Origin of the sequence: Pseudodesulfovibrio sp., from assembly GCF_028692895.1 — a bacterium.
Classification (GTDB): domain Bacteria; phylum Desulfobacterota; class Desulfovibrionia; order Desulfovibrionales; family Desulfovibrionaceae; genus Pseudodesulfovibrio.
In genome coordinates this window covers 1-16,349 of sequence record NZ_JAQUWN010000075.1, presented here as the reverse complement: position 1 = coordinate 16,349, position 16,349 = coordinate 1, and the positions used below count along the sequence as shown (strand labels likewise).

Annotated in this window: 16 protein-coding genes; 6 read left to right on the top strand and 10 right to left on the bottom strand. The window is 66.5% G+C overall.

All coding sequences use genetic code 11. The annotated features are described in order from the left end of the window. The 10 genes from amrB to PHP91_RS14715 all read right to left on the bottom strand — a co-directional run. Window positions 1-420, bottom strand: a 420-nt coding sequence (amrB, locus tag PHP91_RS14760) for an AmmeMemoRadiSam system protein B (RefSeq protein ID WP_300142328.1), incomplete at its 3' end; no start/stop codon positions are given. Between the two features lie 15 nt (window positions 421-435). Further along, the gene (locus PHP91_RS14755; protein WP_300142325.1) at window positions 436-3,762 is read right to left on the bottom strand and encodes a tetratricopeptide repeat protein; all 3,327 of its coding nucleotides are present in this window, start codon (window positions 3,760-3,762) and stop codon (window positions 436-438) included. A gap of 64 nt (window positions 3,763-3,826) precedes the next feature. Further along, complete coding sequence (locus PHP91_RS14750) at window positions 3,827-4,843, bottom strand: sigma-54 dependent transcriptional regulator (RefSeq protein WP_300142322.1); 1,017 nt, start codon at window positions 4,841-4,843, stop codon at window positions 3,827-3,829. 221 nt (window positions 4,844-5,064) lie between these two features. Beyond that, the gene (locus PHP91_RS14745) at window positions 5,065-5,799 is read right to left on the bottom strand and encodes a transporter substrate-binding domain-containing protein (RefSeq protein ID WP_300142319.1); all 735 of its coding nucleotides are present in this window, start codon (window positions 5,797-5,799) and stop codon (window positions 5,065-5,067) included. A 135-nt stretch (window positions 5,800-5,934) separates the two neighbouring features. Then, a complete protein-coding gene (locus PHP91_RS14740; RefSeq protein ID WP_300142316.1) occupies window positions 5,935-7,332 on the bottom strand; it encodes an FAD-dependent oxidoreductase in 1,398 nt (465 codons plus the stop codon). 118 nt (window positions 7,333-7,450) lie between these two features. Next, window positions 7,451-7,777, bottom strand: coding sequence for a flagellar basal body protein (locus PHP91_RS14735; protein WP_300142313.1), 327 nt, complete (start codon window positions 7,775-7,777; stop codon window positions 7,451-7,453). A gap of 74 nt (window positions 7,778-7,851) precedes the next feature. Beyond that, the gene (locus PHP91_RS14730) at window positions 7,852-8,244 is read right to left on the bottom strand and encodes a hypothetical protein (RefSeq protein ID WP_300142311.1); all 393 of its coding nucleotides are present in this window, start codon (window positions 8,242-8,244) and stop codon (window positions 7,852-7,854) included. Between the two features lie 82 nt (window positions 8,245-8,326). Continuing rightward, entirely contained in the window at window positions 8,327-9,097 is a 771-nt protein-coding gene (folE2, locus tag PHP91_RS14725; protein WP_300142308.1) for a GTP cyclohydrolase FolE2, read from the bottom strand. Next, entirely contained in the window at window positions 9,098-9,517 is a 420-nt protein-coding gene (gene nikR, locus PHP91_RS14720) for a nickel-responsive transcriptional regulator NikR (protein WP_300142306.1), read from the bottom strand. It lies immediately after the preceding gene. Further along, the gene (locus tag PHP91_RS14715) at window positions 9,517-10,206 is read right to left on the bottom strand and encodes a methyltransferase (RefSeq protein ID WP_300142303.1); all 690 of its coding nucleotides are present in this window, start codon (window positions 10,204-10,206) and stop codon (window positions 9,517-9,519) included. The genes nikR and PHP91_RS14715 overlap by 1 nt, the downstream gene beginning before the upstream one ends. 313 nt (window positions 10,207-10,519) lie before the next feature. On the opposite strand from PHP91_RS14715, the gene gcvH reads away from it, so the two are divergent. The 6 genes from gcvH to PHP91_RS14685 all read left to right on the top strand — a co-directional run bounded on the left by gcvH (window position 10,520) and on the right by PHP91_RS14685 (window position 16,012). Then, complete coding sequence (gcvH, locus tag PHP91_RS14710) at window positions 10,520-10,900, top strand: glycine cleavage system protein GcvH (RefSeq protein WP_300142300.1); 381 nt, start codon at window positions 10,520-10,522, stop codon at window positions 10,898-10,900. Between the two features lie 74 nt (window positions 10,901-10,974). Beyond that, window positions 10,975-12,309, top strand: a complete 1,335-nt coding sequence (gcvPA, locus tag PHP91_RS14705; RefSeq protein ID WP_300142298.1) for an aminomethyl-transferring glycine dehydrogenase subunit GcvPA — start codon at window positions 10,975-10,977, stop codon at window positions 12,307-12,309. Further along, the gene (gene gcvPB / locus PHP91_RS14700; protein ID WP_300142296.1) at window positions 12,306-13,748 is read left to right on the top strand and encodes an aminomethyl-transferring glycine dehydrogenase subunit GcvPB; all 1,443 of its coding nucleotides are present in this window, start codon (window positions 12,306-12,308) and stop codon (window positions 13,746-13,748) included. Before gcvPA ends, gcvPB begins: the two co-directional genes overlap by 4 nt. Further along, window positions 13,738-15,102: an FAD-dependent oxidoreductase gene (locus PHP91_RS14695; protein WP_300142294.1), complete on the top strand. Its 1,365-nt coding sequence runs from the start codon at window positions 13,738-13,740 to the stop codon at window positions 15,100-15,102. The genes gcvPB and PHP91_RS14695 overlap by 11 nt, the downstream gene beginning before the upstream one ends. Window positions 15,103-15,104: 2 nt before the next feature. Further along, complete coding sequence (locus PHP91_RS14690) at window positions 15,105-15,575, top strand: ATPase P (RefSeq protein ID WP_300142292.1); 471 nt, start codon at window positions 15,105-15,107, stop codon at window positions 15,573-15,575. Further along, window positions 15,572-16,012: a YhcH/YjgK/YiaL family protein gene (locus tag PHP91_RS14685; protein WP_300142290.1), complete on the top strand. Its 441-nt coding sequence runs from the start codon at window positions 15,572-15,574 to the stop codon at window positions 16,010-16,012. The genes PHP91_RS14690 and PHP91_RS14685 overlap by 4 nt, the downstream gene beginning before the upstream one ends. The last annotated feature ends 337 nt before the right edge of the window (window positions 16,013-16,349 follow it).

Genomic DNA, 16,349 nt, shown 5'->3' with positions numbered 1-16,349 from the left:
GGCGGGGTTGAGCCGCGCCAGGAAGGGAAGGATCACCTCCAGGGAGTGCTCGCGCACGTGGGCCAGGGTATCGGCCTTGATGGCGGGATCGGCGGCCAGCACGGCCCGGGCGAGCTCCTCGTCCACCGGCAGCTCCGCGCCGGGGATGGCCCAGTTCCCCTCGGTCCAAAGGGAGAAGCGCGTGCCGAACCCGGTGTGGTTGGGCCCGAGCAGGAGCACGGCGGGCGCGAGGTTGGCCTGGGCCAGGGTCTTGCCGCAGACCCCGCCGGAATAGACGTAGCCCGCGTGGGGCACCATGGCCAGCAGGGTCGGGGCCTCGCTCCGACCCTCGCCCAGGGCCAGGCAGGCGTCCACGGACGCCTTCAACCGGCCGGGATCGCCGTCGTAGAACCGGCCGGCCACGAAAGGTTGCCTCGACATATTCCCTCCTCCGCCCTATTGGGGCGCTGGCGCATACTGCTGCGCCTGCTGTTCCAGCGCATAGGTCTCCAGCTCGGACTTGGCCAGGGTGGCCTGCAGGGAGTCCGGCTTCTTCTCGATGATGTCGGTCAGGAGCTTCTTCCACTCGTCCATGGCCCCGGCCTTGCGGTAGATGCGCGCCAGCTTGAAGCGCGTGGAGGCCCACTCGGGGTTGTCCGGCTTGACGTAACGGTCGTACTCGCGGGCCCACTTGAGGGCCTCTCCGTAGCGCCCGGACCGCTCGGTGGAATAGATGGACATGAGCACCACGTCCTTGATCTTCTCGGGATCGCCTCCGGTCTGCAAGAGCAGGGAGAGCGCCTCCTGGGAGTAGACGAAGACCCGGCGCAGATCCTGCTGCTCCATGGCGGACTTGGCCATGTAGTACATGGCGTAGGCCCGCAGGGCGGGATCGACCTTGACGTCACGGGCCAGCTCGGCCCACATGGGCAGGGCCGCGCCCTCCTCGCCGAGGTTCTGCAGGGACATGGCGCGCGCGTAGTCCATCTGGCGCAACTGCTTGTCGTCCAGCTTCCAGTTCTTCTTGACCATGGTCACCAGGTCGGAAATCTCCTTCCAGGCCAGGCCGTCCAGATAGATGTTCACGGCCATGCCCAGCGCCTTGTCCGACACGCCCGGCGTCTGCCGGGGCTGAAGGTAGGGCCTGAGCAACCCCAGCGCCTTTTCGGGCTGGCCCACCTTCCAGTAGCTCATGGCCACGCCGAGCCTGGTCTGGTCGTTGACCTTGGTGTCCTTCTTGCCGATGAAATCGTAGGTTTCCCAGTAGCGGACCACGCGGCCGTAGAGCCCTTCGTCCACCATGCCGGGCACGGCCAGAGCGAAGACAGCGTCGCCAAGCTGGCGCGCCCTGTCCGCCAGGGCGCTGTCGGGATACTTCTCGATGAGGTCCTGGGCAGCGGTCAGGGCCTCGGGATACTGCTTGTTGAAGGCGTACCACATGGCCAGCTTGAGCTGGGCGACAGGGGCCAGGGGGGAGTCCGGGTACTGCTTGACGATGTCCTGGTACACGACCTCGGGCCGCTTGTTGTAGGGCCGGTTGAACACGTCGCCCATCTGCGGCAGGGTCGGGTCGTCGTAGATGCCCTCCTCGGCCAGGCGCATCTTGGCGACCAGGCCGCCCTCGCTGGTGGGATAGTCCTGCACGGCCTTCTCGTAAATCTGCTTGGCCGCGCCCTTCTCGCCCTGGCGGATGTAGATGTCGCCCAGCCGTGCCAGGACCACGTCCGCCCCCTTGGCCTCGGGGTTCAAGTTGTAGAAGGTGAAATAGTGGTTCTTGGCCTCGCCCCACTTGCCGAGGCGCATCTCCACCCCGCCCGCCAGCCGCAGGAACTCGGGGTTCTCCATGTAGTAGTCGGGCCACCGTTTGTCGATGTAGTCGATGATCTGGTAGGCTTGGTCGTAAAACCCGGTCTTGTCCAGGGAATCGGCCAGGTAGTAGGCCGCCTGCTTGACCAACTCGTGCTCGGGATAGGTCTGGATCAGGTACTGGAACTGGTCGGCCGCCTTCTTGTAGTCGCCTTTCTTGTAATAATATTCGCCCCAGTAATAGCTGATGGACGGGATGTTCTCGTCGTCCGGGTACTTGTCCTGGAGCAGCTTGAAATACGCCTTGGCCTCGGGGAAGTTGCCCACCTTGAGGTTAATCAGGCCGAGGTTGAGCAGGGCGTGGGGCACCCGGTTGGAGTGCAGGTTGGCGTTCATCGCTTCAAGGTACGCCTGGGAAATCTCGTCGAACTTGTCGGCCAGGCTGTCGTTGTTGAGCTGCTTCTTGATGTCCGCCAGGGCGTAGAGGGCCTCCTCACGCGTGGCGTCGTCCAGGGCGGGGCTGAGCAGGGCCTTCTCGTAGATCTCCTGGGCCTCCGGCAGGTTGCCGTTGAACATCAGGGTCTGGGCCTCGTAGATCTGGTTCTTCAGCTCCTCCCTGGCGGCCTGGGCCGCAAGGGTGGCGTTGTCCGTGGCGGGCGCTTCGGCGCTTCCCTCACCGGCCGGCGCCGCGCCTTCGGCGGGAACGATGCTCTCTGCGGGTACGGCCCCTTCGATAGGCGCTGGCGCGGCGGCCTGCTCGGCCGGGGACTGGACCGCCTGGGCCTGCCGGTCCGGAGCCGGGGGCTCCACCGCGACGTGGACCGTGGCCGCCTCCTCGGCCGTGGGCTCAGGCGGCGGCGCGCCCGGAACCACGGAGGGCGGCGGCACCACGCTTCCACCGGCCTGCCCCGCGCCGGACACCTCTGCCGTGGCCACGGGAAGAACCGCCGCCTGGGGCGCGGACCGGGGCAACGGCTGAGGCGCCGGTTGCGCGATCGGCTGCGAAACGGGCTGCGCGCCGGGAGGCGGTGTCACGCCTCCGACCACCTCTCCCGCACCGGACTCGCCGGGGGGAGGCGTCACCACGCCGAAGGCCGCCTGCCCCTCCGGAGCAGCCACGGGCTCGGCCACGGCGCTGCCGCCCGCATCGGGCCCGGCCAGCTCCGCGAACTTGACCTCCTCGGCCGTCTTGTTCACGGCCTTGAAGCGGAGCTCGTTGCCGGAAGGCGGAACGGCGGGCGCGTGCTGGTCAGGCTGGACAGCGATGGGCTGCTCGGTGACGGGCCGCCCGGTATCGGATTGCGCCAGGGACGGCTGCGCCACGGCCCCGTCCTGTCCGGGCGGGGGGGCCACTTCGGTGCGGACCGAATAGGGCACGGAGAAAAACGGTTTGCGGTCGCCCGCGCCGCCCTGCTCGGGCGGCAGGTCTCCCTCGACCCGGTCGGCCTGGACGGCCTGAGCCTGGGGCTGCGCGGCCTGCAGGGCCGGGGCGGCCTGGGGCTGCGCCGCCGTCGGCGCAGGGGCCGGGGCCACGGCCGGGGCCGAAGCCGGAGCCGGCGTGTCGTGCTTGGCCGGCCGCCAGCGTGCGCCGATGGGGTCGCGATAAATCTGCAACAGGAACTGCGGCTTGCCCGGCACCGGGATGCGGATGAAGCCGAAGGCGTCGGTCCGGGTGTCGATCTCCACCGTGTTGTCGCCCACGCGGATGGCCTTGACCAGCTTGCCGGGGAAATCCTTGCTGCCCGGCCTGGCCTCGCTCCCCCACACCCCGGCGGGCAGGGTTACCACCAGGGAGCGCTTGCCGTCGCGCTGCACCGACATCTCCGGCAACACACCGGCATCAAAGGAAAAAGTCAGCTTGTCGGAGTCGCCCAGGGGCTGGACGTTGACCCGCAGCGCAGCCGCCGGATGGGGCAGGAACAACCCGGCAACAAGGGCCCACAACAGGGGCCAGAGTGGAATTTTGGCGCTTTTCACAGTCACAACGAGTGGTTATGCAATTGTCGTGCTACCGGCCGCACGGCCGGTTTTGCCCCCCCGATTACAACAGTCCCCGTTTCTTGAGCTTCTCGATGAGCGTGGTCCGTTTGATGCCCACCAGTTCAGCGGCCTTGTTCTTGACCCCGTCCGCCTGTTCCAGGGCTTCGTCCAGAAGCCGCCCCTCGATGGCCTCCATGAATTCCTTGAGCTTGAGCTGGTGGTCATCCATGTCGCGCAGGGTCGGCCAGGCGAAGCCCGCGGGCCGGGGCGGGGCCAGCTCCTCCACCCGGCGGAGCGGCTTCTCGCCGATGTCCTCGAATATCTTGGCGGGCAGGTCCTCGGGCAGCACCTCGCTGCCGTCGCACAGGATGGACATGCGCTCCATGAAGTTCTCCAGCTCGCGCACGTTGCCGGGCCAGGAGTAGGTCAGCAGCATTTCCCTGGCCTGGTCCGAGATGCCGAGCCGCCTGCGGTCCTTGTGGTTGCAGTGGCCGGAGAGGAAGTGCTCGGCCAGGAGCAGGATGTCGCCGCCCCGCTCCCTCAGCGGCGGCAGGTGCAGGGGAATGACGTTCAGGCGGTAGAAGAGGTCCTCGCGAAACCGGCCCGCCTTGACGTCGCCCTCCAGGTCCCGGTTGGTGGCGGCCACCACGCGGACGTCCACCTTCTTGATGACCGTGCCGCCCACGCGCTCGATCTCCTTCTCCTGGAGGGCGCGCAGGATCTTGACCTGAAGGCTCAGGTCCATCTCGCCGATCTCGTCCAGGAAGATGGTGCCGCCGTCCGCCAGCTCGAACCGGCCCGGGCGCGTCCGGACCGCGTGGGTGAAGGCCCCCTTCTCGTGGCCGAAGAGCTCGGACTCCAGCAGCTCCTTGGGGATGGCCCCGCAGTTGATGGGGACGAAGGCGGCCTCCCGCCGGACGCTGTTCCGGTGCAGGGCGCGGACCAGAAGCTCCTTGCCGGTCCCGGATTCGCCCGTGACCAGCACTGTGCTGTCCGTGGGCGCAACCTTGCCCAGGACCTTGAACACCTCGGCCAGGGCCGGGCTGTTGCCGATGATGCCATCCAGGTTCAGGGCCATCGCTCCTCCGTAATCACGTGGAAATGCAACCGAAGGAGACGGCGTCTCCCCGGACTATTTCTTTAAATATACATCTTCCCTGTCAAGAAACTGACATGCTGTCAACGGGTGAATGGGGAATTTATAAAAAAAATCTAGATGGAAGCGGCCGCCCGGGCGGGCGTGCCGGAAGCGCCGGTGACCGGCCGAAGCGACGTGGCCCGGACAACCCGCTGTTTCGACTATTCTTTCGGCAGCTCTTTCAAGGCATTGTCGATGCGGCGGATCCATTCGTCAGGCACGGCCCGGCTGTACATCAGGTAGCGCTTGTTGCCCTCGATGACGTCGGCGAGGGGCTGGCTCTCGAAGATGGCCGGGTTCAAATGATTCTTGCGGATCAGGGACTCGATGGCCTCCGGGGACATGAGGAGGTAGGCGAACCGCTCTTCGGCCAGCATGCCGATCATCCGGCCATAGCCGCCAACCACCCGGACGGCGTCTGGCTTCTCCCGGCGAATGATGGCGTCGGCCGTGGGCCCCAGCGAATAACCATCCAGCAGCCCGAGCCGGAGTTTTTTGTCCCGCAGCAGGTCCGCCAGCGTGTTCCGGCCCTCGAAGCGCGCCGCCTGCTTCTTGAGGTACACGGCCCGCAACTGCTTGTTCTCGTAGAGCAACCGGGAAAACTTGTACACGCTCTCCCGCTCGGGAGTCCAAAACCAGCCGATGGAGACGAGGGGCCGATCCAGTTGCAGGTTGACCAGGACCCGCTTGGCGGGCAGGCACTCCCAGGAAAGCACCGGAACGCCCGCCCGCTCGAAGGCGTGGCGGGCCAGCTTGAGCAGGAAGCCGTCCGGCCGTCCCTCGGCGTCGGGGTAATAGTAGGGCGGGAAGTCGATGTACTGGACCTCCAGCCCGCGACTGCCGTCCGCCATCCCGATGCGGGCGGGCAGCAGGACGCAGCAGACGACAAGAAGCAACGCCCCCGCGAAACAAAGCGCCCGGCTGGCCGGACGATGGTATGTCTTTGGCCGCCAATTGTGCATTATGCGGAACTTAATCCAACAGGAGAAAAAAGAAAAGTCTTTCGCTGAATGATCGGACGCTCAATGGCTCTATCCCCTGCGCAGGATCTCCTTGGCCGGAATCAGGGCCGTGGCCGCCGCGCCCACGATGTTTCCCGCCACGCCGGGGCCGTCCCCGGCCACGAACAGGCCGTCCACGGCCGTCTCCAGGTGCTTGCGGGTGTCCACCTGGGTGGCGAAGAACTTGATCTCCGGGGCATAGAGCAGGGTCTCGTCGTTGGACACGCCGGGCACCACGTTGTTCAACTGCTCCAGGCCGTCCATCAGGTTGGTGACGATGCGTTCGGGCAAGGCCATGGCGATGTCGCCGGGCACCACGTTCTTCATGGTCGGCTCGATGTAGCCGCTGCCGATGCGCGCCCAGGTGGAGCGGCGGCCCCGGCGCAGGTCGCCGAAACGCTGGAGGATGGGCTTTCCCCCGCCGATGAGGGTGGCCAGGCGGCCGATGGACTCGCCGTAGGCCTGGTTGTCCTCCACCGGGTCGTTGAGCACGACCTTGGAGAGAAAGGCGAAGTTGGTGTTGCATGACTTGGTGTTCATCAGGGCGTGGCCGTTGACGCAGACGAAGTCCTGGTAGTTCTCCAGGGCCACGAACCCGCCGTAGTTCGTGCAGAAGGTCCGGGTCTGGTCGTCGTACTTGTTGGTGCGCACGAAAAAGGTCGGGTCGTAGATGACCGAGCAGAGGTCCTGCATGATCTCGTTGTGCACCTCCACGCGCACGCCCACCTCGATGCCGCGCTGGGACACGCCGATGCCGTGGCGGCGGACCACCCCGGCCACCCACTCCGCACCCACCCGGCCCGGGGCCAGGATGACGTTTTTGGCCGTGTATTCCCGCCGGCTGGAGACCACGCCGCGCACCCGGCCGTCCTTGACCACCAGGTCCTTGACCTCCTCTGAGGTGTGGAAGGTCACGCCCCGCTCCATGATATGGTCGGCCATGGCGGCGATGTGTCCGGGCAGGTTGTCGCTGCCCAGGTGCTTCTGCTTGATGACCAGCAGGTCGATGCCGTGCTTGCGGGCCTCCTTGCGGATTTCCTTGGCCTTTTCCATGTCCGTGGGGAAGACCTTTCCGTCCATGCCGAACCGGTTGAAGATCGCCTCGGTCTCGTCGATGAGCGCCTCGGCCTCGGCCGCGCCCAGGAACTGAGTCAGGTCGGTCTTGCCGAGCTTGTGGATGAAGTTGAGCTTGCCGTCGGAAAAGAGCCCGGCCCCGCCGATGCCGCAGAGGATGTTGCAGGGGCGGCACTTGAGGCACTCCTGGTCGCCCGAGAGCGGACAGGTGCGGGTCAGCGGGCGCTTGCCCTTGTCGATGAGCAGCACCGAAAGGTCGGAGTGCTCGGAAAGGTAATACGCGGCGAACAGCCCGGCCGGGCCGCCGCCCACGATGATAACGTCGAAATCGGTCTTCACGGTCTTGGGGGTCATGGTCGTCTCCTGTACGCAAGTATGGCCCGTGTCGGACCGCGCCCGGAAAGGGGCGCGCGCGAACGGGCCATGATAGACCGTAAGTCACGGGGCAATGAAGTGTCAACCCGCCCGGAGGTCAGGCGATCATGTCCAGGAGGTGGCCGGTCATCTCCTCGGAGGCGCGCACGGCCGCCACGTTGGCGGAGAAGGCGTGGCCGGTGGAGATCATGTCCACCATATCCCGGCCGATGTCGGTGTTGGAGCCCTCCGCGCCGTCGACGAACGGACCGGCGGACGTGGACCGACGGATGTCGGCCACGCGCACGCCCTCCCCTTCCGGGCCGGACTCGAAGGCCACCGACGAGGCCTTGAAGCCGTCGGTGTCCGCGTTGGCGATGTTGTTGGCCGAGACCTGCTGGGCGACGCCCAGCGCGGAGAGGGCCGAGACGTTGGGTTCGGACATGGTCGATCACCCCTTCGGGGAAGGGAAGCAGCCCGGGGCCAAGCTAGCCCGTTTCGGTCCCCCGCGCAACCGGGCTAGAAGATGACCTTGCCGGGCCAGGCCAGGATGAAGGCGTCCGAGCCCTTGAATAGCTTGATGGAGATGGCCTTGAGCTCCTGGCTGATGTCCTTCTTGGCCCCGATGATGAACGAGACGTTCTCCCGGTCCACGACCTTGCCGTCCACGAGGGAGCCGCCCTGGCAGGACCCGAGCTCGGTGTACCCGCCCGCCAGCTTCAGCGCCGCCTTCTTGAACTCCAGGATGATGGGCGAGGCGTCCGAGCCGTCGGGCAGGACGGCGGGCACGACCACGAAATGGACGAAGAACGGCTGCTGCTCGGCCGCCTGGGCCGGACCGGCGAGGAAGCCGAAGGCGAGGAGCAGGCCGAACAGACACACGGACACCGAAAGAGCGGACAAACGTTTCATGGGAACCTCCAGCACGTTCAGGTTTGGGATTCCCTTCTATACCGATTGCGCCGCTGTTTTCAATGGGGCTGCCGCAGGGGGCTCACTTCCCGCTTTCGATCACGGCGAAGGCCGAGTGGTTGTGGATGGACTCGAAGCTCTCCACCTCCACCTTGTACCAGGTGACCTGGGGGTGGCTGGCCAGGCCGTCGGCGGCGGCCCTGACCACGTCCTCCACAAAGGTCGGGTGGGCGAAGGCCGTCTCGGTGACGAACTTCTCGTCCTCGCGCTTGAGCAGCGAATAGACCGGGCAGGACCCGGCCTTCTCGCCGATCTCGATCAGGTCCTCCAGCCAGAGCAGGCCGGTGTACCGGGTCAGGATGCGGACCTCGGCCCGCTGGGAGTGCGCGCCCTCGTCCGAGATGGCCTTGGAGCACGGGCACACGGTCATCACCGGCACGTCCGCGCCCAGGGTGAAGGTCAGCTTGCCGTTTTCGAGCAGGCCGTCCACCCGGCAGGTGTAGTCCATGACCCCGACCGTGCCGCTCACCGGGGAGCGGCGGCGCAGGAAATAGGGAAAGACGAAACGCGCGTGGGCGTTGCGCGCCTGGAGCCGCCCGACGATGTCGTCCAGCAGGGTGCGGAAGGAATGGTAGTCCAGCTCGCCCGACCAGTGCTCCAGTGCCTCCAGGAACCGGCTCATGTGCGTGCCCTTGAACTCGGCGGGCAGGTCCACGGCCAGGGAGACCTGGGCCACGGTGTGCTGGATGCCGGAATCCCGCTCGCGCACGACGAGCGGGACCTTGAGGCCCTTCACGCCCACCCGGTCGATGGGCATGGCTATCTCCGCCTGATGCTTCTGAACGTCTTCCATCTAGATCAGGTCCTTGCCGGTGGTGGTCAGGGCCAGGTGGCCGTGCTTGACTCCCTTGGTGGAAATGAGCTTCTGGCCCAGCTCCTTGATGGTCTCGGCGTCGCCCTTGAGGATGATGACCTCCAGGCAGTTGAAGTGGTCCAGGTGGACGTGCAGGGACGACTGGATCACCTCGTGGGAGTCGTGCTGGATCTCGGTCAGCTTCTGGGAAAGCCCGGACTTGTGGTGGTCGTAGACCAGGGTCAGGGTCCCGGCCAGGTCGCCCTCGGCCTGCTCCCATTCGCGCTGCACCAGCGTGTTGCGGATCAGGTCGCGGATGGCTTCGGAACGCGTCTGGTAGCTGCGCTCGCCGCAGAGCTGGTCAAACTTGTCCAGCAGCTCGGAGTCCAGTGAAACGCCGAATCGGATGGTCTTGCCCATTATTCTCCTCCACTTCCGGGGAGCCGCAGCTCCCACAGGTTCACCGTTGCGTTCTGGCCGCACAGGGCGACCTTTTCCACGGTCAGCTTCTCGGCCGAAAAGCCCTGCTCGCGCACCAGGTCCCACACGGGCCGGGAAACGGTGCGCACCGGCTCGCCGATCCAGATTCTGCCGCCGGGCGCCAGGGCGTGGCGGAAGAGCCGGATGAGCGGGTCGAAAAATCGCTTTTCATAGAGCACGTCCCCACCCCAGAGGAACTCGAAGGCCCCGGCCTTCAGGGCGGGCTGCCGCCAGTCCATCCAGGTCCAGAGCGGCTGGTCCACGCCGTTGAGAGCCGCGTTGCGCCGGGCGAAACGCACGGCGGGCCATTCGTAGTCGAAGGCCACCACCCGCGCCCCGGCCGAGGACGCGACCATGCCGGTCAGCCCCAGGCCGCAGCCGATATCCAGGCAGGGACGGCCGCGCAGCTCGTCCGCATGGCGCAGGATGTGCCGGGCCAGGAGCACGCTGGCGGGCCAGACCTCGGCCCAGTACGGCAGCCGCTCGTCCTCGCCCATGTCCGCGCCGTCCATGGCGTCCCACAAGGCCTCCATGTCCGCGGCGCGGTCCAGCAGCCAGGCGCGGCCTTCCACCTCCACCGTCACCCGCGAACCGGGGTCGAGTCGCATTTCCGAAACGTTTTCTTTCATGTCCGCCGCTGAAACTACGCTTCGGCCGTGTTATCGTCAACCGAATCAGTAATACCTTTAGCACCACTTCGCAGTATTTGGTATAACTATATAGTAATAAACGGACGGGAATTTCAAAGGGAAGGGACAGCGAGAATCCGCAACCGGGGCGGGACCTGCGCGTCAAATAATTGACACACAAGAACCCTTGTTCGGCGGGCGGGAAAAATAATGGCGAAAGCGTCATTTTTTTTACTATTTCCAAGATAATTCTCCCGTGCTACACACGGGCCACTCAACCGAGAAACCACTGCTACCCAGCCAAGGAGAGGATATGATCCCCGAAGATCTCAAGTATGCGAAATCCCACGAATGGTGCAAGGTGGACGGCGACGTCGCCACCGTGGGCATCACCCACTTCGCCCAGGAGCAGCTGGGCGACCTGACCTTTGTGGAGCTGCCCGAAGTGGGCGACACCTTCGAGGCCGGGGCCGAAATGGGCTCCGTGGAATCCGTCAAGGCGGCCAGCGAGATTTATTCCCCGGTGGCCGGCGAGGTCGTCGAGGTCAACGAGGCCCTGGCCGACGCGCCCGAGAAGGTCAACGAGGACCCCTACGGCGCGGGGTGGATGATCAAGTTCAAGCTCGCGGCCGAGCCGGCCGGGCTGCTGGACGCCGAGGCCTACGCCGCCGTGGTCGAGTCCGAAGGCCACTAGATCGAAACCACGGGGCCGGGGCGAACGTCCCGGCCCTCTCTTTTTCAACACCGCCAAGCAAGGCAGGTTACCCTATGCCCTATGTTCCCCATACCGAAGCGGAAGTCCGGGAAATGCTCGCGACCATCGGCGTCGGGTCCATCGAGGACCTCTTCGCCGAAATCACCCCCGAGATGCGCCCCAAGAGCTTTGACCTTCCCGAGGGACTCAGCGAAATGGAGGTCCTCTCCCGGCTTGAGGCCATGGCCTCCCGCAACGCCACCGACCGCGTCAGCTTCCTGGGCGCGGGATTCTACGACCACTACATCCCGGCGACTGTGGACGCGCTGACCATGCGCGGCGAGTTCTACACCGCCTACACCCCCTATCAGCCCGAGGCCTCCCAGGGAACCCTCCAGGCGATCTTCGAGTACCAGACCGCCGTGACCCGACTGTTCGGCATGCAGTGCGCCAACGCCAGCGTCTACGACGGCGGCACCGCCCTGTACGAGGCGGCCATGATGGCCGTGCGCAAGACCAAACGGCGCAAGATCGTGGTCTCCGAGGCCCTGAACCCCATCTACCGTGTCATGCTCGACTCCTACACCTCCAACCTGGATGTGGAGCTCGTCACCGTTCCCCACAAGGGCGGCATGACCGACATGGACGGCCTCAAGGCGGCCATCGACGGCGACACCGCCGCCGTTATGGTCCAGAACCCGAACTTCTTCGGCTCGATCAACGACTTCACCGGGCTCTTCGCCGCCGCCAGGGAAAAGAAGGCCGTCTCGGTCATCTCCGCTTACCCGGTCATGGCCGCCCTGCTCAAGACGCCGGGCGCCATGGGCGCGGACGTGGCGGTGGCCGAGGGCCAGTCGCTGGGCCTGCCGCTCTCCTTCGGCGGCCCCTACCTGGGCATCATGACCTGCACCAAGGACATGGTCCGCCAGATGCCCGGCCGCATTGTCGGCCGCACGGCCGACACCCGGGGCCGCACCGGCTACGTGCTGACCCTCCAGGCCCGCGAGCAGCACATCCGCCGCCAGAAGGCCACCTCCAACATCTGCTCCAACCAGTCGCTGTGCGCCCTGCGCACCCTGGTCCATCTCTGCTCGCTGGGCGAGATGGGGCTCAAGCGCGCGGCCCGCGTCTCCGTCGAGCGCGCCCACCTCTGCGCCGAGCGGCTCACGGCCGTGGAGGGCGTGGAGCTGCTGACCAAGGGGGCATTCGGCAACGAGTTCGCCGTGACCCTGCCGGTCAACGCCTACGACGTCATCGCCAAGCTGGCGGCCCGGGGCTACGTGCCCGGCTTCCCGCTCGGCCGCTACTACAAGGACCTGGACAACGGCCTGCTGGTGGCCTGCACCGAGAAGACGAGCGAGGAGCAAATCGGCATCTTCGCCGAGATGCTCAAGGGAGCGCTGAGATGAAGACCATATTCGAAGAATCCGTACCCGGCCGCGAAGGCTGCTGGCCCTGCGAGGGCATGTCCGAAGAGGCGTACATCCCCAAGGAGATGCTGCGCGACGGCGAAATAGGCCTGCCCAGCGCGGGCGAGCTGGACGTGGTCCGCCACTTCACCAGGCTCTCCAAGCGCAACTACGGGGTGGACGGCAACTTCTATCCCCTGGGGTCGTGCACCATGAAGTACAACCCCAAATTCACCGAGGTGGCCGCCGCCATGCCCGGCTTCACCCGGCTGCACCCGGTGCTGCCGCAGCTCCAGGGCGCGGGCGGCCTGTGCCAGGGGGCGCTGGAGGTCATGTACGAGACCGAGCGCCTGCTCTGCGAGATCACCGGCATGCACGCCTTCACCCTGCACCCCATGGCGGGCGCGCACGGCGAACTGACCGGCGTCATGCTCATCGCCGCCTACCACAAGGACAAGGGCAACAAGAAGACCAAGATCATCGTGCCCGATTCGGCCCACGGCACCAACCCGGCCTCGGCCTCCATCGCGGGCTTCGACGTGGTGAGCGTCCCGTCGAACAACGGCATCGTGGACCCGGCCGCACTGGTCGAGGTCCTGGACGACGAGGTGGCGGGCATGATGATGACCTGCCCGAACACGCTCGGCCTGTTCGAGAGCAACCTGCCCGAAATTGTCCGCCTGCTGCACGAGAAGGACGCCCTGCTCTACTACGACGGCGCGAACATGAACGCCATCATGGGCAAGATGCGCGTGGGCGACGTGGGCTTCGACGTGGTCCACCTCAACCTGCACAAGACCCTCGCCACCCCGCACGGCGGCGGCGGCCCCGGCTCCGGCCCGGTGGGCGTCAGCGAGAAGCTGCTCCCCTACCTGCCCGTCTCCCGCGTGGAGAAGCAGGAGGACGGCCGCTTCCGGCTCAACTACAACCACCCGAAATCCATCGGCTACGTGGCCCCGTTCTACGGCAACTTCGGCGTGGTGCTCAAGGCCTACGCCTACATCCTGCGCCTCGGGCGCACCGGCCTGATCCGGGCCACGGAGAACGCGGTCCTCTCGGCCAACTACATCCGCAAGCGGCTGGCGGGCCACTTCGAGGTTCCCTTTGACCGCATCTGCATGCACGAGTTCGTGGCCACGGCCGCGCCCCAGGCGGAAAAGGGCGTCCACGCCCTGGACATCGCCAAGGCGCTGCTCGACAAGGGCTACCACGCCCCCACGATCTACTTCCCGCTCATCGTGCCCGAGGCCATCATGATCGAGCCCACCGAGACCGAGAACAAGGCCACCCTGGACGAGTTCATCGACGCCCTCATCGAGATCGCCGAGCGGGTGGACACCGATCCCGCGTCCATCCAGGCCGCCCCGGTGACCCTGCCCGTGACCCGGCTGGACGAGACCCGTGCCGCCCGCGCCATGGAGCTGACCGATGACTTATGATGTGGCGGTGATCGGCGCCGGGCCCGGCGGCTTTGACGCCGCCGTGGAAAGCGCCCGCTACGGGCTGAAGGTCGCGCTGGTCGAAAAGCGCGACCTGGGCGGCACCTGCCTGAACCGGGGGTGCATCCCGACCAAGCTCTGGCTCGGCGCGACCTCTGCCATCGAAGAGCTCAGAAACCAGTCCCGGCTCAAGGTGGCATCGGGCGAGGTGGCGGTGGATTTCGCCGCCCTCCAGAACCGGGTGCAAAAGCACCTGGCCGGGACCCGCAAGGCCATGGCCGCACAGCTTGGGGAGCTCGGCATCGACCTCCACCAGGGCGAGGGCAACCTGTCCGAACCCGGCAAGGTCCTGGTCAGGGGCGAGGACGGCGAAACCGTCCTGGGATACAAGAACCTGGTCATCGCAACCGGGTCCAGGCCGACCTTCTTCCCCGGCCTGGAACCCGACGGCGACTGCGTGCTCGACTCCGACATGTTCCTCGACCAGAAGACCATGCCCGCCTCGCTCATCGTGGTGGGCGCGGGCTTCATCGGCCTGGAGATGGCCCAGGTGGCCCACCGATTCGGCGCGAAGATCACGGTCATCGACGCCATGGACCGCGTGGCCCCGCTGGAGGACCCCGAGGTCTCCCAGGCCCTGGGCGCGATCTTCAAGCGCTGGAAATGGGACATCCGCCTGTCCCAGCGCGTGGCGGGCTGCGCCACCGTGGACGGCCGGGCCGAGCTGACCCTGGACAGCCGGGAAAAGCTCACGGCCGACAAGATCCTCGTCGCCGTCGGCCGCGGCCCGGTCACGGACAACATCGGCCTGCGCAAGGCCGGGGTCGAGCTCCAGTTCGGCAAGGCAGTGGTCAACGAGTTCCTGGAGGCCGCACCCAACGTCTACGCCATCGGCGACGCCAACGGCCACATCCAGTTGGCCCACGCCGCGTCGCACCAGGCCCACTACGTGGCCGCGCGCATGGCGGGCCGCATGGAGGGCCCCTACGTCCCCGGCCCGGTCCCGAGCGTGCTCTACGGCTCGCCCGAGGTCATGCGCGTGGGCCAGACCGAGACGGACGCCTTCCTCCAGGACTACGACACCACCGAGACCTCCAAGGCCATGCTGGCGGCCAACCCCATGGCCCAGGCCCACGCGGCCACCCAAGGGTTCGTCAAGGTCATTTGGTCGGCGGGCAAGGTGGTGGGCGTCACCGCCGTGGGCCACGACGTGTCCCGGCTGTGCACCGCCGCCACCCTCATCGTGGCCCAGGGCTGGCGCGAGGTGGACATCCATTCGATCATGTTCGCCCACCCGTCCCTGGACGAGGCGCTGCTGACGGCCCTGCGCGCCGAACGTACGAGGGTCTGCTGACCATGCGCTTCGAAATCCCCGGGCAGGACCCGCTGGAGCTGGAGCACCTGGTCTGCGACTACAACGGCACCATCGCCGAGGACGGCCGCCTCATCCCCGGCGTGGCCGACGCCCTGAACCGGCTGGCGAATTCGCTGACCGTCCATGTGGTCACGGCCGACACCCACGGCTCGGCCCGGCGTGAGCTGGAAGGCGTGCGCTGCCAGTTGACCATCATCGGCCACGAGGACCAGAACCACGACAAGCGGGACTTCGTGCGTCGGCTCGGCAGTTCGTCGGTCATCGCCCTGGGCAACGGCCGCAACGACGAAGACATGCTCCGCGAGGCGGCCCTCGGCATCGTCCTGGTCCTGGCCGAAGGCGCGTTCACCCGCGCCCTCATGGCCTCGGACCTGGTCTGCACCTCCGCCCTGGACGCCCTGGCCCTGTTCGAGAAACCCGGCCGACTCATCTCCGGCCTGCGAAACCGATGATACTCGACATCCTGGAAAACGGCGACCGATACGCCCACCTGCATCCGCTGCTGCCCACGGCCTTCGCCGTGCTCTCCCGCTCCGACCTGGACCGCCTTCCCGACGGCAGGCTGGAGATCGACGGGGACGCCATCTACGCCATGGTCATACGCGGTCCGGGCAAGGCCCCGGACGAAGCGCTGCTGGAGACCCACGACCGCCACCTCGACGTGCACTACGTCATCGCGGGCGAGGACCAGGTCGGCTGGAAGGCGCGGACGCGCCTGTCCACCCCGGCCGTGCGGACGGGCGAGGACGTGGCCTTCTACGCCGAGGAGCCCGACGTGGTCACCCCGCTCGGCCCCGGCGATTTCGCCATCCACTTCCCCGAAGACGCCCACCGGCCCATGGTTTCGCCGGGCGACGTCCACAAGGTCGTGGTCAAGATCGCGCTGTAACGACGGTTTCGCCGACGATATCAATGAAAAGGCGCTCCCCCCGGAGCGCCTTTTTTTCGCGCCATCCTTTTTCCCCGCCCCCCCCTTCCCGCATTGCGATTGGACCGCGACCGCGCCCGGCGGCCTGGACTGATGGAAACGAAACGGCCACCCGACCAAGAGGGCGAACCGAACGCCCGGCCGGGTTGCGCCCGCCCGCCGTGCAAAGGGAAAGGCCGGGAATCCATGCGGGTTCCCGGCCTTTGATTGATTCCCGATTCGGGAGCTACACGTCCGAGAACTGCTTCTGAAGCATGATGTTCAGGATGGTCTTGTCGGTCTCGATCATACCGTCCGT